The 16,753-nt window shown below is 69.7% G+C and carries 12 protein-coding genes; 11 read left to right on the top strand and 1 reads right to left on the bottom strand.

Annotated elements, in window-relative coordinates; genetic code table 11:
* The first annotated feature begins 141 nt into the window (after positions 1-141).
* From araB to mmsB, 11 genes are all read left to right on the top strand, one after another.
* Positions 142-1,824: a ribulokinase gene (araB, locus tag EAD89_RS00415; RefSeq protein ID WP_121674306.1), complete on the top strand. Its 1,683-nt coding sequence runs from the start codon at positions 142-144 to the stop codon at positions 1,822-1,824.
* A complete protein-coding gene (locus EAD89_RS00410; protein WP_121674279.1) occupies positions 1,821-2,513 on the top strand; it encodes an L-ribulose-5-phosphate 4-epimerase in 693 nt (230 codons plus the stop codon). Before araB ends, EAD89_RS00410 begins: the two co-directional genes overlap by 4 nt.
* Before the next feature lie 127 nt (positions 2,514-2,640).
* Positions 2,641-3,642 (top strand): ABC transporter substrate-binding protein, encoded by a 1,002-nt coding sequence (locus EAD89_RS00405; RefSeq protein WP_199723424.1) that lies wholly within the window; start codon positions 2,641-2,643, stop codon positions 3,640-3,642.
* Between the two features lie 71 nt (positions 3,643-3,713).
* Positions 3,714-5,255, top strand: a complete 1,542-nt coding sequence (locus EAD89_RS00400; protein WP_121674278.1) for a sugar ABC transporter ATP-binding protein — start codon at positions 3,714-3,716, stop codon at positions 5,253-5,255.
* Positions 5,252-6,322, top strand: coding sequence for an ABC transporter permease (locus EAD89_RS00395; protein ID WP_121674277.1), 1,071 nt, complete (start codon positions 5,252-5,254; stop codon positions 6,320-6,322). The genes EAD89_RS00400 and EAD89_RS00395 overlap by 4 nt, the downstream gene beginning before the upstream one ends.
* The gene (yjfF, locus tag EAD89_RS00390; protein ID WP_121654828.1) at positions 6,319-7,308 is read left to right on the top strand and encodes a galactofuranose ABC transporter, permease protein YjfF; all 990 of its coding nucleotides are present in this window, start codon (positions 6,319-6,321) and stop codon (positions 7,306-7,308) included. Before EAD89_RS00395 ends, yjfF begins: the two co-directional genes overlap by 4 nt.
* A 26-nt stretch (positions 7,309-7,334) precedes the next feature.
* Positions 7,335-8,837, top strand: a complete 1,503-nt coding sequence (gene araA, locus EAD89_RS00385) for an L-arabinose isomerase (protein ID WP_121674276.1) — start codon at positions 7,335-7,337, stop codon at positions 8,835-8,837.
* A 291-nt stretch (positions 8,838-9,128) separates the two neighbouring features.
* On the top strand, positions 9,129-10,118 hold the full coding sequence (locus tag EAD89_RS00380; protein WP_199723425.1) for a LacI family DNA-binding transcriptional regulator: 990 nt from the start codon (positions 9,129-9,131) through the stop codon (positions 10,116-10,118).
* A 1,121-nt stretch (positions 10,119-11,239) separates the two neighbouring features.
* On the top strand, positions 11,240-12,382 hold the full coding sequence (chvE, locus tag EAD89_RS00370) for a multiple monosaccharide ABC transporter substrate-binding protein (protein WP_121655779.1): 1,143 nt from the start codon (positions 11,240-11,242) through the stop codon (positions 12,380-12,382).
* A 78-nt stretch (positions 12,383-12,460) separates the two neighbouring features.
* Complete coding sequence (mmsA, locus tag EAD89_RS00365; RefSeq protein ID WP_121674275.1) at positions 12,461-13,999, top strand: multiple monosaccharide ABC transporter ATP-binding protein; 1,539 nt, start codon at positions 12,461-12,463, stop codon at positions 13,997-13,999.
* Positions 13,996-15,246 (top strand): multiple monosaccharide ABC transporter permease, encoded by a 1,251-nt coding sequence (gene mmsB / locus EAD89_RS00360; protein WP_121655777.1) that lies wholly within the window; start codon positions 13,996-13,998, stop codon positions 15,244-15,246. The genes mmsA and mmsB overlap by 4 nt, the downstream gene beginning before the upstream one ends.
* Positions 15,247-15,317: 71 nt before the next feature.
* Here the strand turns inward: mmsB and EAD89_RS00355 are convergent, their stop codons facing one another.
* Positions 15,318-16,694 carry a DNRLRE domain-containing protein gene (locus EAD89_RS00355; protein WP_121674274.1) on the bottom strand — a complete coding sequence of 459 codons (1,377 nt, stop codon included), beginning with the start codon at positions 16,692-16,694 and terminating at the stop codon, positions 15,318-15,320.
* Positions 16,695-16,753 lie beyond the last annotated feature (59 nt).

Here is a 16,753-nt window from a genome sequence, read left to right as displayed (position 1 = left end):
CGCGACGACCCGAAGGCCCGGCCGCCAGGCCGGGCCTTCGGCGTTCCACCACGGTCGACGTTACGGAGCTGTTGCCGGTAGGTGTCTTGACGAGGGTGGATGTGAGCGTTAACACTGAGCCCGTCGATGGTGGAGGTGGACATGATTCCTGTGGACGGAGCTGGCGAACGCTACGTCGTCGGTGTCGACTTCGGCACGCTGTCCGGGCGAGCCCTGGTGGTCCGGGTCGGTGACGGCGCCGAGCTGGGGACCGCGGTGCACGAGTACGGCGACGGAGTCATCAGCGCCGCTCTTCCCGGAGGTCGGCCGCTTCCGCCGGACTGGGCCCTGCAGAACCCGGAGGACTACCGCGACGTGCTGCGGTACGCCGTTCCGGCGGCCGTGTCCGCCGCGGGAGTGGATCCCGCCGCGATCGTCGGCATCGGCATCGACTTCACCGCCTGCACGGTGCTGCCGACGTTCGCCGACGGCACGCCGCTCTGCGAGGCGCCGGATCTGCGCGACCGTCCGCACTCCTGGGTCAAGCTGTGGAAGCACCACGCCGCCCAGCCGCACGCCGACCGGATCAACGCCCTGGCTCACGATCGGGCGGAGCCGTGGATCGGCCGGTACGGCGGCAAGATCTCCGCCGAGTGGCAGTTCGCCAAGGGCCTCCAGATCCTGGAGGAGGACCCCGAGGTCTACCACCGCGCCGAGCGTTTCATCGAAGCCGCGGACTGGATCGTCTGGCAGCTCAGCGGCACCGAGACCCGCAACGTCTGCACGGCCGGCTACAAGGGCATCCTGCAGGATGGCCGGCACCCGTCGCAGAGCTTCCTGACCGCGCTCAACCCGGACTTCGGCGACTTCGTCGCCAAGCTGGACGGTCCGCTGCTGCCGCTCGGCGCCCGGGCCGGCGCGCTCACCGCCCGCGCCGCGGCATGGACCGGCCTGCCCGAGGGGATCGCGGTGGCCGCCGGCAACGTGGACGCGCACGTCACCGCGGCCTCCGCGCAGGCCGTCGAGCCCGGTCGACTCGTGGCGATCATGGGTACCTCCACCTGTCACGTCGTCAACAGCCCGCACCTCGCCGAGGTGGCCGGGATGTGCGGCGTCGTCGACGGCGGCATCAGCGCCGGCGCGTGGGGCTACGAGGCCGGGCAGAGCGGAGTCGGCGACATCTTCGGATGGTTCGTCGAACACGCCGCCCCGGCCGGGTTCGCCTCGCACGAACGCCTCACCGAGCTGGCCGCCAGCCAGCCGGTCGGCGCGCACGGCCTGGTCGCGCTGGACTGGTGGAACGGCAACCGGTCCCTGCTGGTCAACCACGACCTCAGCGGAATGATCGTCGGGATGACCCTGGCCACCCGGCCGCAGGACGTCTACCGGGCGCTGCTGGAGTCCACGGCGTACGGCACGCGGATGATCATCGAGGCGTTCGTCGAGTCCGGGGTGGCGGTGAACGACCTGGTGATCGCCGGCGGTCTCACCTCCAACGAGCTGCTGATGCAGATCTACGCCGACGTGACCAACCGGCCGCTGAACATCATCGTCTCCGCGCAGGGGCCGGCGCTCGGATCGGCGATCCACGCCGCCGTCGCCGCCGGCGAGTACCCGTCGGTCCACGAGGCGTCGCAGGCGATGGGTCGGGTGCACGAGGCCGTCTACCGACCGGACCCGGGCCGGGCGCGCGCGTACGACGCCCTCTACGCCGAGTACCGGACGCTGCACGACCACTTCGGTCGTGGCGGCAACGACGTCATGCTGCGCCTGCGGGCGATCCGCAACGCCGCGGTCGAGGCCGGCGCAGCCCCGCACGAGAGCACCCTGGAGGTGGTCGCATGAGCGCCGACGTGACCCGACAGATCAGCGAACTGCGCGAGACGGTCGCCCGCCTGCACGCCGAACTGACCCGCTACCGCCTGGTGGCCTGGACGTCCGGCAACGTCTCGGCGCGGGTTCCCGGCCGGGACCTCATGGTCATCAAGCCGAGCGGCATCGGCTACGACGACCTCACGGCCGACACCATGGTCGTCTGCGACCTCGATGGCGTCCTCGTCGAGGGGGACCTCGCCCCGTCCAGCGACACCGCCGCACACGCCTACGTCTACCGCGCCATGCCGGAGGTCGGCGGGGTGGTGCACACGCACAGCTCGTACGCCACCGCCTGGGCCGCCCGCGGCGAGGCGATTCCCTGCCACCTCACCGCACAGGCCGACGAGTTCGGCGGGGAGATCCCGTTGGGCCCGTTCGCGCTGATCGGCGGGGACGACATCGGCAAGGGCATCGTCACCACGCTCGCCGGGCACCGCTCACCCGCGGTGCTCATGCGTAACCACGGCGTCTTCACCATCGGCCGCGACGCCCGCGCCGCGGTCAAGGCGGCGGTCATGTGCGAGGACGTCGCCCGCACCGCGCACCTCACGCGCGCACTCGGGCAGCCGGTGCCGATCGCGCAGGCGGACATCGACGCGCTCTACCACCGCTACCAGAACGCCTACGGCCAACAACCGACCGCACCGGCGAGTTCCTGACCGGCGACCCCGGCGCGGCCCGCCGGGCCGCATCACCGATGGCACCGCACGCACCACCCGCGTACGCCGCCCGCCCCCACGTCGGCGGTCGTCGCGGCACCCTGCACCCCCGAGCCAAGGAGAACCGATGAGGAAGATGCGACCGAACTCCGCTCCGTGGCGCGCCGCCGCGGTCCTCGCCAGCGTGCTGCTCGTCGGCAGCATGGCGGCCTGCGGCAACAGCGACACCGGCGGTGGGTCCACGGACGACGGCAAGATCACGCTGGGCTTCTCGCAGGTCGGCGCGGAGAGCGGTTGGCGTACCGCGAACACGACCTCGATCAAGGAGGCCGCCGCCGCCGCGGGCATCGAGCTGAAGTTCGACGACGCGCAGCAGAAGCAGGAGAACCAGATCAAGGCCATCCGCAACTACATCCAGCAGAAGGTCGACGTGATCGCCTTCTCGCCGGTCGTGGAGTCCGGGTGGGACACCGTGCTCAAGGAGGCCAAGGACGCCGGCATCCCGGTGATCCTGACCGACCGCTCGGTCGACTCGGCCGACAAGTCCCTCTACAAGACCTTCCTCGGCTCGGACTTCGTCAAGGAGGGCCGGCTCGCCGGTGAGTGGCTGATCGAGCAGAAGAAGACCGCGTCCGGGCCGGTGAACATCGTGGAGTTGCAGGGCAACACCGGTGCGGCGCCCGCGAACGACCGCAAGAAGGGCTTCGGCGAGGCGATCGCCGCCAACCCGAACCTGAAGATCATCGCCTCTCAGCCGGGTGACTTCACCCGGGCGGGCGGCAAGCAGGTCATGGAGCAGTTCCTCAAGGCCAACCCGAAGATCGACGTGCTGTTCGCGCACAACGACGACATGGGCCTGGGCGCGCTCGAGGCGATCACCGCCGCCGGCAAGGTGCCCGGCAAGGACATCACCATCATCACGGTCGACGCCGTCAAGGACGGAATGCAGGCTCTCGCCGACGGGAAGTTCAACTTCATCGCGGAGTGCAGCCCGCTGCTCGGCCCGCAGCTGATGGACCTGGCCAAGAAGGTGCACGCCGGCGAGGAGGTGCCTGCTCGGATCGAGACCGAGGAGACCACCTTCACCCAGGAGCAGGCCAAGGAGGCTCTGCCCAACCGCAAGTACTGATCGACGCCCGGGGGTCGCCGCGCTCGCGCGGCGGCCCCTGTGCCCACCACCTCTAGAACAGGCCTGATCGGATGACGGACAACCGTCCGGTCGTGACGATGACCGGGATCAGCAAATCCTTCCTCGGGGTGCGTGCACTCCACGATGTCAACTTCCGGCTCTTCCCCGGCGAGGTGCACGCCCTGATGGGCGAGAACGGCGCCGGCAAGTCGACCCTCATCAAGGTGCTGACCGGCGTCTACGACACCGACGAGGGCGCGATCACCCTCGATGGCCAGCCGGTGTCCTTCACCGGGCCGATGCAGGCGACGGCCGCCGGGGTGAGCACCGTCTTTCAGGAGGTGAACCTCTGCACCAACCTCTCGGTCGCGGAGAACATCTTCATCGGACGCGAGCCCCGGCGCCTCGGCGCCGTCCGCTGGGGTGAGGTCCGCCGCCGCGCCCGTACGCTGTTGGCCCGCCTCGACCTCGACCTCGACGTCAGCGCGCCGCTCGGCTCGTACTCCCTGGCGATCCAGCAGATGGTCGCCATCGCCCGCGCGATCGACATCCAGGCGCGGGTGCTGATCCTGGACGAGCCGACGTCCAGCCTCGACGCCGTCGAGGTCGCGCAGCTGTTCCGCATCATGCGGCAACTGCGCGACGAGGGCATCGCGATCCTGTTCGTGACCCACTTCCTCGACCAGGTCTACGAGATCGCCGATCGCATCACCGTGCTGCGCAACGGCGGGCTCGTCGGCGAGTACGCGACCGCCGAGCTACCCCAGCTCAGCCTCGTCGAGAAGATGATCGGCAAGGAGCTCGACGTCCTGGAGGGCATCGAGGAGCGCTCCCGACGGAACCTGGCCGTACTGGAGGAGGGCACCCCCCTGGTGGCGGTGTCGGACTTCGGCCGGGCGGGCTCGGTCGAGCCGTTCAGCCTCACCATCCACGCCGGCGAGGTGGTGGGCCTGGCCGGCCTGCTGGGCTCGGGGCGTACCGAGGTGGCGCGGTTGTTGTTCGGCGCCGACCGGACGGACGGCGGTCAGGTCGCGGTCGACGGCACGCCGAGCAGCCTGCGTACCCCCGCCCAGGCCATCGGCCACGGCGTCGGCTTCTGTTCGGAGAACCGCCGCGCGGAGGGCATCGTCGCCGACCTGTCGGTCCGCGAGAACATGATCCTCGCCATGCAGGCCGCCCGCGGCTGGCTGCGGCCCATCCCACGTCGCCGGCAGGACGAGCTGGTCGACAAGTACATCAAGGCGCTGAACATCCGGCCGTCCGACCCGGAGGTGCCGGTCCGCAACCTCTCCGGCGGAAACCAGCAGAAGGTGCTCCTGGCCCGTTGGCTGATCACCGAGCCACGGCTGCTGATCCTCGACGAACCGACCCGGGGCATCGACATCGGCGCGAAGACCGAGATCCAGAAGCTCGTGACGCAGTTGTCCGACGGCGGCATGGCGGTCCTGTTCATCTCCGCCGAGCTGGAGGAGGTGCTGCGCCTCAGCCACAAGGTGGCCGTGATGCGGGACCGGCAGATGGTCGCCCAGCTCGCCAACGACGACGGCCTCGACGCGGACCGCGTCATGCAGACGATCGCCAGTGGATCCCACCGGGAGGAGGCAGACCGATGAACGACACCATGAGCCGCTACCGGACGATGACCGGTCACCGGCTGTTCTGGCCCGCCGCCGTGCTGGTCGTCATGCTCGTCGCGAACACGATCTACCGGCCCGGGTTCCTGTCGATCGAGCTCAAGGACGGGCACCTGTACGGCACGCCGATCGACATCCTGCGGCTGAGCGCGCCCCTGATCCTCGTCGCGCTGGGCATGACCCTGGTCATCTCCACCGGCGGCATCGACCTGTCGGTCGGGTCGCTCTGCGCGATCAGCGGGGCGATCGCCTGCATGTACATCAGCAAGCAGCCCGATCAGAACAGCCTTGCCGTGGTGTTGACCGCCCTCGCGATGGCGTTGGGGGTCGCGCTCGTGCTCGGCGCCTGGAACGGGGTGCTGGTCGCCGTGATCGGCATCCAACCGATCATCGCCACGCTGATCCTGATGGTGGCCGGCCGGGGTCTCGCCCAGCTGATCACCCAGGGCCAGATCATCACCATCAACTCCGAGCCGTTCCGGGCGATCGGGCTGGGCCACCTGCTGACCCTGCCGTTGGCCATCTTCATCGCCCTCGCCGCGGCCCTGCTCGTCGCCGCGTTCACCCGCCGCACCGCGCTCGGCATGATCGTGGAGTCGGTGGGCGGGAACGCCGTGGCGAGCCGGCTCGCCGGCATCCGGTCCGGCCGGGTCATCTTCCTCGCGTACGTGCTCAGCGCCGTCTGCGCGGCCGTCGCCGGTTTCATGATGACGGCCAACGTCTCCAGCGCCGACGGCAACGCCGTCGGCCTGTGGGTGGAACTCGACGCCATCCTCGCGGTCGTCATCGGCGGCACGTCCCTCGCCGGCGGCCGGTTCTTCCTCAGCGGCACCATCCTCGGCGCGCTGATCATCCAGACCCTGACCACCACCGTGTACGCCATGAACATCTCCCCGCAGACCTCGCTGCTGTTCAAAGCAGTCGTCGTGATCGCGGTCTGCCTCATCCAGGCGCCGGCCTTCCGGGCGCGGTTCACCCGCCGCAGGGGGAGTGTTCCGCCGTCGAGCGCGATCGCCGACAAGCCGAAGGAGCAGGTGCCGGCATGACCACTGGATCGCTCACCGCCGGCCGTGCCCGGTTCCGGCTGCCGAGGCGGCAGATACCGGTCCTGGCGACGCTCGTCCTGCTCCTGGTGATGTACGGCATCGGGGTGTCCCAATACCAGGCGTTCTCCAACGTGCAGGTCATCTTCAACGTCTTCATCGACAACGGCTTCCTGCTCGTCGTCGCGGTGGGCATGACCTTCGTGATCCTCACCGGCGGCATCGACCTGTCGGTCGGGTCCGTCGTCGCCATGACGGCGATGGTGTCGGCCTCGCTGCTCCAGCAGGGGCTGCCGGCGGCGCTCGTGCTCGTCATCGCCCTGCTCATCGGCCCGACGCTCGGCCTGCTGATGGGCTGCGCCATCCACTTCTTCGAGATCCAGCCGTTCATCGTCACGCTCGCCGGGATGTTCTTCGCCCGGGGAATGTGCACGTTCATCTCCGGCTCGTCCATCCCGATCACCGACGGGTTCTGGACCAGGATGTCCCAGGAGCGGATCGGTGACCCCCGGGGCAACTTCGTGTCGATCAGCGTGCTGGTCGCCTTCGTCGTGGTCGCCGTCGCCGCGTACACGCTGGCCTACACCCGGCTGGGGCGCAACGTGTACGCCATCGGCGGCAACCCGCAGTCGGCGCTGCTGATGGGCCTGCCGTTGGGGCGTACCCGGATCGCCGTCTACACGATCAGCGGCCTGTGCTCCGCGATCGGCGGCATCCTGCTGTCCTTCTACACCCTCTCCGGCGCGCCGTTGATCGCCGTCGGCATGGAGTTGGACGTCATCGCCGCCGTCGTCATCGGTGGGACCGTGCTCACCGGCGGCTCGGGTTACGTCTTCGGCACGGTGCTCGGCGTCCTGGTCCTGGGTGTGATCCAGACCCTCATCACCTTCGACGGAAGCCTCAACTCCTGGTGGACCAAGATCGTGATCGGCGGCCTGCTCTTCGCGTTCATCCTCCTTCAGCGGCTCATCGGAATCCGTTACAAGTGATCGCCCCTCTCGCGGAAGGCAACTCCATGGCACCACACACCGCACCCGAGATCTGGTTCCTCACCGGCAGCCAGGGCATGTACGGCGAGGAGACTTTCCGGCAGGTGGCCGAGCAGTCCCGCGTGATCGCGGCCGCGCTCGACGACTCGCCGCAGATTCCCGCCCGGGTGGTCTGGAAGCCGGTCCTGACCAACAGCGGTGACATTCAGCGGGTCTGCCGTGACGCGGCCGCGCAGGGCGCGATCGGGGTGATCGCGTGGATGCACACCTTCTCCCCGGCGAAGATGTGGATCGCCGGCCTGGACGCGCTGCAGACGCCGCTGCTGCACCTGCACACCCAGGCCAACGTCGTGCTGCCGTGGGACGAGATCGACATGGACTTCATGAACCTGAACCAGGCCGCCCACGGCGACCGTGAGTTCGGGTACATCCAGACCCGTCTCGGTGTCGCGCGCAAGACCGTCGCCGGGCACGTCAGCGACCCGCGGGTCACCGCCCGGGTCGGGGCGTGGGCCCGCGCGGCGCTCGGCTGGTCGGCGATGCGATCGCTGCGCCTGGCCCGCTTCGGCGACAACATGCGCGACGTCGCCGTGACCGAGGGCGACAAGGTCGAGGCGGAGCTGCGCTTCGGGGTGTCGGTCAACACCTACGGCGTCAACGACCTGGTCGAGGTGGTCGGCGAGGTCACCGACGCGCAGGTGGACGACCTCGTCAAGGAGTACGAGGACACCTACCGAGTCGTTCCGGGTCTGGTCGCCGGGGGTGCGCAGCACGACTCCCTGCGGTACGCGGCCCGGCTGGAGCTGGGCATGCGCGCCTTCCTGGACGAGGGCGGGTTCCGGGCGTTCACGACGAACTTCGAGGACCTCGGTGGTCTGCGTCAGCTGCCCGGCATCGCCGTGCAGCGGCTGATGGCCGACGGCTACGGCTTCGGCGGTGAGGGCGACTGGAAGACCTCCGTGCTGGTGCACACCCTCAAGGCGATGTCGGTGGGCGTGGACGGCGGGACGTCGTTCATGGAGGACTACACCTACGACCTGACCCCCGGCGAGGAGCTGGTGCTGGGCGCCCACATGCTGGAGGTCTGCCCGACCATCGCGTCCGACGTGCCGAACGTGGAGATCCATCCGTTGAGCATCGGCGGGCGGGAGGATCCGGTCCGGCTCGTCTTCGACGCCGCGCCCGGGCCGGCCGTGGTGCTCGGCCTGGCCGACATGGGGGAGCGCTTCCGGCTCGTGGCCAACGAGATCGACGTGGTCGCGCCGCCCCAGCCGCTGCGCCGGCTGCCGGTGGCCCGCGCGGTCTGGCGGCCACGACCCGACCTGCCCGGATCGGCGGAGGCGTGGATCACCGCCGGCGCACCGCACCACACCGTGCTGTCCCAGGCGGTGGGCGTGGAGGAGTTGCACGACCTGGCGGAGATGAGCCGTACCGAACTGGTCGTCATCGACGCCGACACCGAGCCCCGCCGCTTCGCTGACGAGATCCGCTGGAACCAGGCCTACTACCGGCTGGCCCGCGGCTTCTAGCATGATCACGAGGCGGTGAAGCAGTGACCGAGACAGGCGGCGCGGGCGGCCCAATGCCCTGCCCCGGCAGGAGACGCCCGCGTCGCCCGGGGCGGCGCCCCCGGCCGGCCGCACGCCTGGTCAGGGCGTTCGTTGGCGTAGACTGTCGGCCATCCAGCGCTGGTCAACCGGGGTTTGACACCGGCGCGACGGCTGAGCGCAGGGATCGGTCGACCGCTCCGGTCGGCGTCAGCGGGCCGCGGCTTCGGGTCCGCAGACGGGGGAAGTGACATGGCCGTGCACGGTCCGGCGATGACGGACGTCGCCCGTCTGGCCGGTGTCTCCCACCAGACGGTGTCGCGGGTGCTCAACGGGCACCCCAACGTCCGTGAGCAGACCCGGTTGCGGGTGCGGGCGGCGATCGCGGAGCTGGGCTATCGGCCCAACGGCGCGGCACGTGCGCTGGTGACCGGCCGGTCGCAGGTGATCGGCGTGGTGGCACAGAACACGACCCTGTACGGGCCGGCGTCGTTGCTGGCCGCCTTGGAGCAGACCGCCGCGGAGGAGGGTTTCGCGGTGAGTGTGGGCAGCGTACGGGACCTGGACTACCGTTCCATCTCCGCCGCGGTCGAGCGGCACCTGTCGCACCGGGTCGCCGGCATCGTCGTCATCGCGCCGGTGGAATCGGCCGGTGAGGCGCTGGAACGCCTACCGAAGGACGTCCCGCTGGTCACCGTCGACGGTGACCCCCGCCGCCCGGTGCCGTTGGTGACGGTCGACCAGGTGGCCGGTGCCCGGGCGGCGACCCAGCACCTGCTGGACGCCGGGCACCGCACGGTCTGGCACGTGTCCGGGCCGTCCGACTGGTTCGACAGCGTCGGGCGGATCGAAGGCTGGCGGGACGCGCTGCTGGCCGCGGGGGCGGACCCGCCACCGTTGATGCAGGGGGACTGGTCCGCGGCCTCGGGCTACCGGTCCGGGCAGCTGCTGGCGCGGATGCCCGAGGTCACCGCGATCTTCACCGCCAACGACCATCTCGCGCTCGGTGTGCTGCGGGCGTTGCACGAGTTCGGTCGACGGGTGCCGGACGAGATCAGCGTGGTCGGCTTCGACGACGTGCCGGAGGCGGCGTACTTCATTCCGCCGCTGACCACCGTCCGGCCGGACTTCGACGCGGTGGCGCGGGCGAGTATCCAGCTGCTGCTGGCCCAGGTCGAATCGGGCACCGGCGGGGCGCTGCGGCAGACCATCGCCCCGACCCTGGTCGCCCGCGACAGCGTCGCCGCGCCGCGCGACCGCTGACCGGCGCCCAAACACATGCCACCTCCGATTCAGGCCGGTCGAGTGCGGCTCCCTGCCGCTTGATCGTCCCGTTTTCCTTGATGTCGGGGTGTCCGGGCGTCGGGGATGCCCCGGTATCAGTGATGACGAGTCGATCACCGGCGGGGCTTCGGGCGGACGTCCCCAGGGGGTGGCCGACCGGCCGGTGGCTGCCTGGTCGCCGGTCGGCCGACCTCACACCTGTCTCCTGTAGAGCTTTCCCAGATGTGGGGCGGGGAGGTGCCTGGGTCGGGCCGCGTTCGGGTTGGGCCGCGTTCGGGTTGGGCCGCGTTCGGGTTGGGCCGCGTTCGGGTCGGGCCGCGTTCGGGTTGGGCCGCGTTCGGGTCGGACCCCGCTGGGGTCGGGGTCGCGCTCGGACTAGTCCGCCGTCGGGTGCCGTCGGTCCGTCCCGGCGGCTCCGTGCCGCTTGATCGACTCGGTTTCCTTGATGTCGCGGTGTCCGGGCGTCAGGGATGCCCCGAGTTCAGTGAAGACGAGTCGATCAAGCGGCCCGCTATCCGGCGCAGACCAGCAGGGCCGCTGTCGGGACGGTCGCCAAGTCCGCGCCGCCAGTGGCAGGTCGCGCCGGCCAGCGACAGGTTGCGCCAGTGGCAGGTCGCGCCGGCCAGCGGCCAGTGGCATGTCGCGCCGGTCGCCGGCCAATTGGCAGGTCGCGCAGCGGCACGTCGCGCCGGTCGTGCCGGCCAGTCGCCGTCCGGGCCGGCCAGTCGAGGGCCGCGCCGGCCAGTCGAGGGCCGCGCCGGCCAGTCGAGGGCCGCGCCGGCCAGTCGAGGGCCGGGCCGGCCAGTCGAGGGCCGCGCCGACCGACGTAGGTCACCCCGGCAGTCGCAGGGCGCCCCGGGCAGTCGCACCGTCCATTCGGGACAGCTCAGCGGAGGCCCCGTCGCAGGTCGCCCCGGCGGTCGCAGGCTGTCCCGGCAGTTGCAGGCCGCGCCGGCGAGTTGCGGGCCGTCCCCGTTACGAGACCGTGACACCGGTATTTCCGATTAAGTGTTGACGTGCGATATGTGAGCGCTAACACTTCCCGGGAAGATGACAGGTGGCCCCGGCGGTCGGCGGGGGAGTCCAGAGAGGAGAGGCCCGTGGGCAGGAAGTTCCTGGTTGCTCTCGGCGGCGCGGTGCTGGCGCTGAGCCTGGCGGCGTGCAGTGGCGAGGGTGCTGGCAGCGGCGGTGACACCAGCGGGGAGAAGCCCGGGGACCTGACCATCGGCGTCTCGATGCCGACGCAGACCTCCGAGCGCTGGATCGCCGACGGCAACGCGGTGAAGCAGAAGCTGGAGGCCAAGGGTTACAAGGTCGACCTCCAGTACGCGGGCGACGACATCCCCACCCAGTCGCAGCAGGTCGATCAGATGATCACCCAGGGCGCGGACGTCCTGGTCCTCGCGGCGATCGACGGCACGGCCCTCAGCGGCCAGTTGCAGGCCGCCGCCGACGCGAAGATCCCGGTGATCGCGTACGACCGGCTGATCCGCGGCAGCAAGAACGTCGACTTCTACGTCAGCTTCGACAACTACAAGGTCGGCGTCGCCCAGGCCACCGCGCTGCTGGTCGGCCTCGGCCTGCAGAACAAGGACGGCTCGAAGGGCACCGCGAAGGGCCCGTTCAACGTCGAACTGTTCGCCGGCTCTCTCGACGACAACAACACCCAGTACTTCTTCGGCGGGGCGATGGACACGCTCAAGCCGTTCGTCGACGCCGGCACGCTGCGGGTGAAGTCGCGCCAGACCACCATCGAGCAGGTGGCCATCCTGCGGTGGCAGCAGGAGACCGCGCAGAAGCGGATGGAGGACCTGCTCACCTCCAGCTACAACGACGGCGCCAAGGTCGACGGGGTCCTGTCGCCGTACGACGGCATCTCGCGCGGCATCATCACCGCTCTGCAGAACGCCGGTTACGGCACCGCGGCCAAGAAGATCCCCGTGGTGACCGGCCAGGACGCCGAGATCGCCTCGATCAAGCTGATCAACGACGGCGTGCAGAGCTCCACCGTCTTCAAGGACACCCGTCTGCTCGCCGAGCAGGCCGTGAACGCCGCCGAGGCGTTCCTGCAGAAGAAGCAGCCGCAGGCCAACGACACGCAGACGTACAACAACGGCGTCAAGGTCGTCCCGGCGTACCTGCTGCCGATCGCGACCGTCTACAAGGACGACATCAAGGCTACGCTGATCGACTCCGGCTACTGGACGGCGGAAGAGGTCGCCGCCGGTCAAGCCAAGAAGTAAGCCGTCGTCGGGCTCGGCGGTCACCGCCGGGCCCGACGCCGTGGCGTACCGCGTCCAACCTGACAGAGGACAGTGACCATGGACGACACCATCCTCGAGATGCGCCGCATCACGAAGACCTTCCCCGGGGTGACCGCGCTGGAGGACGTCACCCTCTCGGTACGCCGGGGGGAGATCCACGCCATCTGCGGCGAGAACGGCGCCGGCAAGTCCACCCTGATGAAGGTGCTGTCCGGCGTCCACCCGGCCGGCTCGTACGACGGCGCGATCCTGTTCGACGGCAAGCCGATGCAGTTCCGTGGCATCCGCGACAGCGAGGCCAACGGCATCGTCATCATCCACCAGGAGCTGGCCCTGGTGCCGTACCTGTCGATCGCCGAGAATATCTTCCTCGGCAACGAACGGCGGGGTCGCAGCGGGCTCATCGACTGGAACCGGGCAAACGCCGACGCGGCGGAACTGCTGGCGTCCGTCGGGTTGCACGAGAACCCGGTCACCCCCGTCATCCAGCTCGGCGTGGGCAAGCAACAGCTCGTGGAGATCGCGAAGGCGCTGTCGAAGAAGGTGCGCCTGCTCATCCTGGACGAGCCGACCGCCGCCCTCAACGATGTCGACTCGGCGCACCTGCTCGACCTGTTGCGCCAGCTCAAGGAGCAGGGGATCACCTGCATCATGATCTCCCACAAGCTCAACGAGATCACCGCGATCGCCGACTCGACCACGGTCATCCGGGACGGGCGCGCCGTGGAGACCCTCGACATGCGGGCCGAGGACGTGAGCCAGCAGCGGATCATCCGGGGCATGGTCGGGCGCGACCTGGACAGCTTCTACCCCGACCGGGTGTCGTCCCCGGGTGATGAGGTGCTCCGGATCGAGGACTGGTCGGTGCGGCACCCGACCCAGGACCGGCTGGTCGTCGAGGGCGTCGGCCTGTCCGTGCGGGCCGGTGAGGTCGTCGGCATCGCGGGGCTGATGGGCGCCGGACGCACCGAGCTGGCGATGAGCGTGTTCGGCCGGTCGTACGGCCGGGACATCAGCGGCCGGCTGTTCGTGCACGGGCGGGAGGTGAAGGCCCGTACCGTCGCGGAGGCGATCGACAACGGCATCGCCTACGTCACCGAGGACCGCAAGCGGTTCGGCCTGAACCTCATCGACGACGTCCGCCGCAACGTCTCCGCCGCCGCGTTGGCCCGACTGGCCCGGCTGGGCTGGGTGAACGGCAACGAGGAGATCAAGGTCGCCGAGGCGAGCCGGCGGGAGATGAACATCAAGGCGCCCAGCGTCATGGCGGTGGTCGGCAAGCTCTCCGGCGGCAACCAGCAGAAGGTCGTCCTGTCGAAGTGGCTCTTCACCGACCCCGACGTGCTGATCCTGGACGAACCGACGCGCGGTATCGACGTCGGGGCCAAGTACGAGATTTACACGATCATCAACCGGCTCGTGGGCGAGGGCAAGGCGGTGATCATCATCTCCTCCGAGCTGCCGGAGCTGCTCGGGATGTGTGACCGCATCTACACCCTCGCCGTCGGCCGGATCACCGGTGAGAAGCCGGTCGGCGAGGCGACCCAGGAGAGCCTCATGGAGCTGATGACCAAGGACAAGGAGCTCGTCGGATGACCAGCATCAAGACCCCGTCGACGGAGCGCCCGACGCCCCCGGACAGCGCCCCGGCCGCCGCCCTGCACACCGGGACGAGCGACCTGCGGGCCCTGGTGCTGAACAACCTGCGGCAGAGCGGGATCTACGTCGCCCTGGTCGTCATCGTCGCGCTCTTCGCGATCCTGACCGACGGGGTGTCGCTGAGCCCCGGAAACATCACCAACATCGTCCTGCAGTACTCGTACATCCTGGTGCTCGCGATCGGGATGGTCATCCTCATCATCGGCGGGCACATCGACCTGTCGGTGGGGTCCGTGGTCGCGCTGACCGGAGCCGTCTCCGCGGTCCTGGTGATCCAGCAGGGCTACCCGTGGTGGGTCGGCGTCCTGGCCGCGCTCGTCGTCGGCGTCGCGGTCGGCGCCTGGCACGGCTTCTGGGTGGCGTACGCCGGCATTCCGGCCTTCATCGTGACCCTGGCCGGAATGCTGCTGTTCCGTGGTCTCACCCTGCGGGTGCTCGACAACATCTCGCTGTCGCCGTTCCCGGCCGAGTATCAGCGCGTCGCGGCGGGGTTCCTCAACGGACTGCTCGGCGGGCAGGGCTTCGACGCCTTCACGCTGCTGATCGGCGCCGTCGCCGTGGCCGGGTACGCGGTGAGCGGTTTCCGCACCCGCGTCGCGCGCATCCGCTACCAGCAACCGGTGGAGTCGTTCCCGCTGTTCGTCGCCCGGGTGGTCGCGGTCGGCGCGGTCATCATGTACTTCGCCTGGCAGTTGGCGCACGCCCGTGGCCTTCCGATCGTGCTGATCGTCCTGGCGGTCCTCGTCCTGGTCTACGGGCTGCTGACCCGCCGTACCGTCTTCGGCCGTCAGGTCTACGCGATCGGCGGCAACCTCTCGGCCGCGGCGCTGTCCGGGGTGAAGGTCCGCACCGTCAACTTCTGGATGTTCGTCAACATGGGCTTCCTGGCGGCGGTCGCCGGCGTCATCTACTCGTCGCGGTCCAACGGCGCCCAGCCCGCCGCCGGCAACATGTTCGAGCTGGACGCGATCGCCGCCGCCTTCATCGGCGGCGCGGCGGTCACCGGCGGCGTCGGCACCGTGGTGGGCGCGATGGTCGGTGGTCTGATCATGGCGGTGATGAGCAACGGCATGCAGCTGATGGGTGTCGACCAGTCGACCCAGTCGGTGGTGAAGGGGCTCGTCCTGCTCGTCGCCGTGGCCTTCGACGTCTACAACAAGCGACGCGCCGCCGGCACCCGCTGACGCCACGTCCTCCGGGGGCCCGGGGGACGGCGATCCCGCTGCGCCGCGAACAGCGCAGCGGGATCGACGGATCAGTGGCAGTTGCCGGTGCCGCTGTCGTTGTAGGTCTGCCCGGCGACTGGCACGAACTGCCAGTCGTAGCTGCCGGCGTGCAGGGTGAACTTCAGGACCCCGAACGCCGAGCTGTTGCGAGCCTCGCTGTTGGGCTGGATGGTGCCGAAGCCGTAGTGGTCCGCACCGCCCATCCCGGCGACGAAGCTGCGCATGCCCCGGCTGGCGTCGTAGCCACCGGTCGGGTTCATCGGGCCGAACCGCTCGTACACGTGGTTGTGCCCCCAGACGACCACGTCCGCGTTGTAGTCGTAGAGCGCCTGGTACAGCGGACGCGTCGACGTCGACGGGGCGTGGTTGGAGCTCGACGTGAACAGCGGGTGGTGCCAGTAGGCCAGCGTGCACGGCTTGCTGCTGGCGGCAAGGTCGGAGCGCAGCCACTGCTCCTGGGCGGAGCCGGCCGACATGCTGATGTTCGAGTTCAGCGACACGACGTGCCAGTTGCCGAGGTCGTAGGAGTAGTAGCCGCGGCCGCTCGGGCCGGCCTGCGTACCGAAGTAGTTGTAGTAGGGGGTGGCGCCCGAGGTGTTGTAGTCGTGGTTTCCCGGCGACGGGCGGGTACGCGCCTTGTGCCGGCCCCAGGTGGGGGCGTAGTAGCTGCTGAACTCGGCCGCGGTGCCGTTGCTGTAGACGTTGTCGCCGGTGGTGAAGACCGTGCCGGGGATGCCGTCGAGCAGCGCCGCCGTGGCGGTGTCGCCGGAGCCGGAGTTGGCGATGTCACCGGCGCCCACCAGCACCGGGTCGCCGGAGGGCGGCGGCGTGGTCCCGGTCGTGATCACCAGCTGCGGGGCGTCGGCTCCGCTCTCCCGCGAGTCGTAGTAGGCGCCGTCGCCACTGGCGGAGGTCACCCCGAAGCTGTACGTGCCGTTGCCGGTGACCGCGGCCCGGACGTCCAGTTCGTACCAGGTGTTGCCGGCGACCGCCCCGATCGAGCCGAGCGTGGCGCCGTCGACGGCCGGCTGGTTGCTCCACGTGGTGCCGGTCTCCGACCAGCTCGTGTTCGACATCTTCCGGAACGTGCCACCGGAGTCGCTGCCACTGTTGCCGCTGATGGTGCGCAGCCGCAGCTTGGCCGTGGTCACCGTGCCGCTGACGCCGCTCACGGTGAAGCGCAGGAACGACCGCCGGACAGAGGAGTTGTCGACGATGATCTGCGTGGACGTGCCGTAGTTGGTGGACGCCGTGTCGCTCTGGACGTAGGTGTCGGCGACCGGCGTGAAGGTCACGGTCGCCGCCGAGGCCGCTCCTGCGCCGGTCACGACGACGGCGGCGGTGGCGGCGACGAGCACCGCGACCGCCCCCAGCGTCACCGACGGGCGAGGCAATCGAATGTCCATCCAGGACCCCTTCTCTGCGTGTGTCAGGCGCAAGGAACGTAGGAAGGTCGCCGAACCGG

The sequence above is a fragment of the Micromonospora sp. BL4 genome, assembly GCF_003667505.1.
In the GTDB taxonomy this organism is placed as follows: Bacteria; Actinomycetota; Actinomycetes; order Mycobacteriales; family Micromonosporaceae; genus Micromonospora.
This window is presented reverse-complemented; position numbering and strand designations above follow the sequence as displayed.

Excerpts from the sequence above, each read along its gene's own strand:
- araB (WP_121674306.1), top strand. The coding sequence starts at position 142 with ATGATTCCTGTGGACGGAGCTGGCGAACGCTACGTCGTCGGTGTCGAC.
- EAD89_RS00410 (WP_121674279.1), top strand. The coding sequence starts at position 1,821 with ATGAGCGCCGACGTGACCCGACAGATCAGCGAACTGCGCGAGACGGTC.
- EAD89_RS00405 (WP_199723424.1), top strand. The coding sequence starts at position 2,641 with ATGAGGAAGATGCGACCGAACTCCGCTCCGTGGCGCGCCGCCGCGGTC.
- EAD89_RS00400 (WP_121674278.1), top strand. The coding sequence starts at position 3,714 with ATGACGGACAACCGTCCGGTCGTGACGATGACCGGGATCAGCAAATCC.
- EAD89_RS00395 (WP_121674277.1), top strand. The coding sequence starts at position 5,252 with ATGAACGACACCATGAGCCGCTACCGGACGATGACCGGTCACCGGCTG.
- yjfF (WP_121654828.1), top strand. The coding sequence starts at position 6,319 with ATGACCACTGGATCGCTCACCGCCGGCCGTGCCCGGTTCCGGCTGCCG.
- araA (WP_121674276.1), top strand. The coding sequence starts at position 7,335 with ATGGCACCACACACCGCACCCGAGATCTGGTTCCTCACCGGCAGCCAG.
- EAD89_RS00380 (WP_199723425.1), top strand. The coding sequence starts at position 9,129 with ATGACGGACGTCGCCCGTCTGGCCGGTGTCTCCCACCAGACGGTGTCG.
- mmsA (WP_121674275.1), top strand. The coding sequence starts at position 12,461 with ATGGACGACACCATCCTCGAGATGCGCCGCATCACGAAGACCTTCCCC.
- mmsB (WP_121655777.1), top strand. The coding sequence starts at position 13,996 with ATGACCAGCATCAAGACCCCGTCGACGGAGCGCCCGACGCCCCCGGAC.
- EAD89_RS00355 (WP_121674274.1), bottom strand. The coding sequence starts at position 16,694 with ATGGACATTCGATTGCCTCGCCCGTCGGTGACGCTGGGGGCGGTCGCG.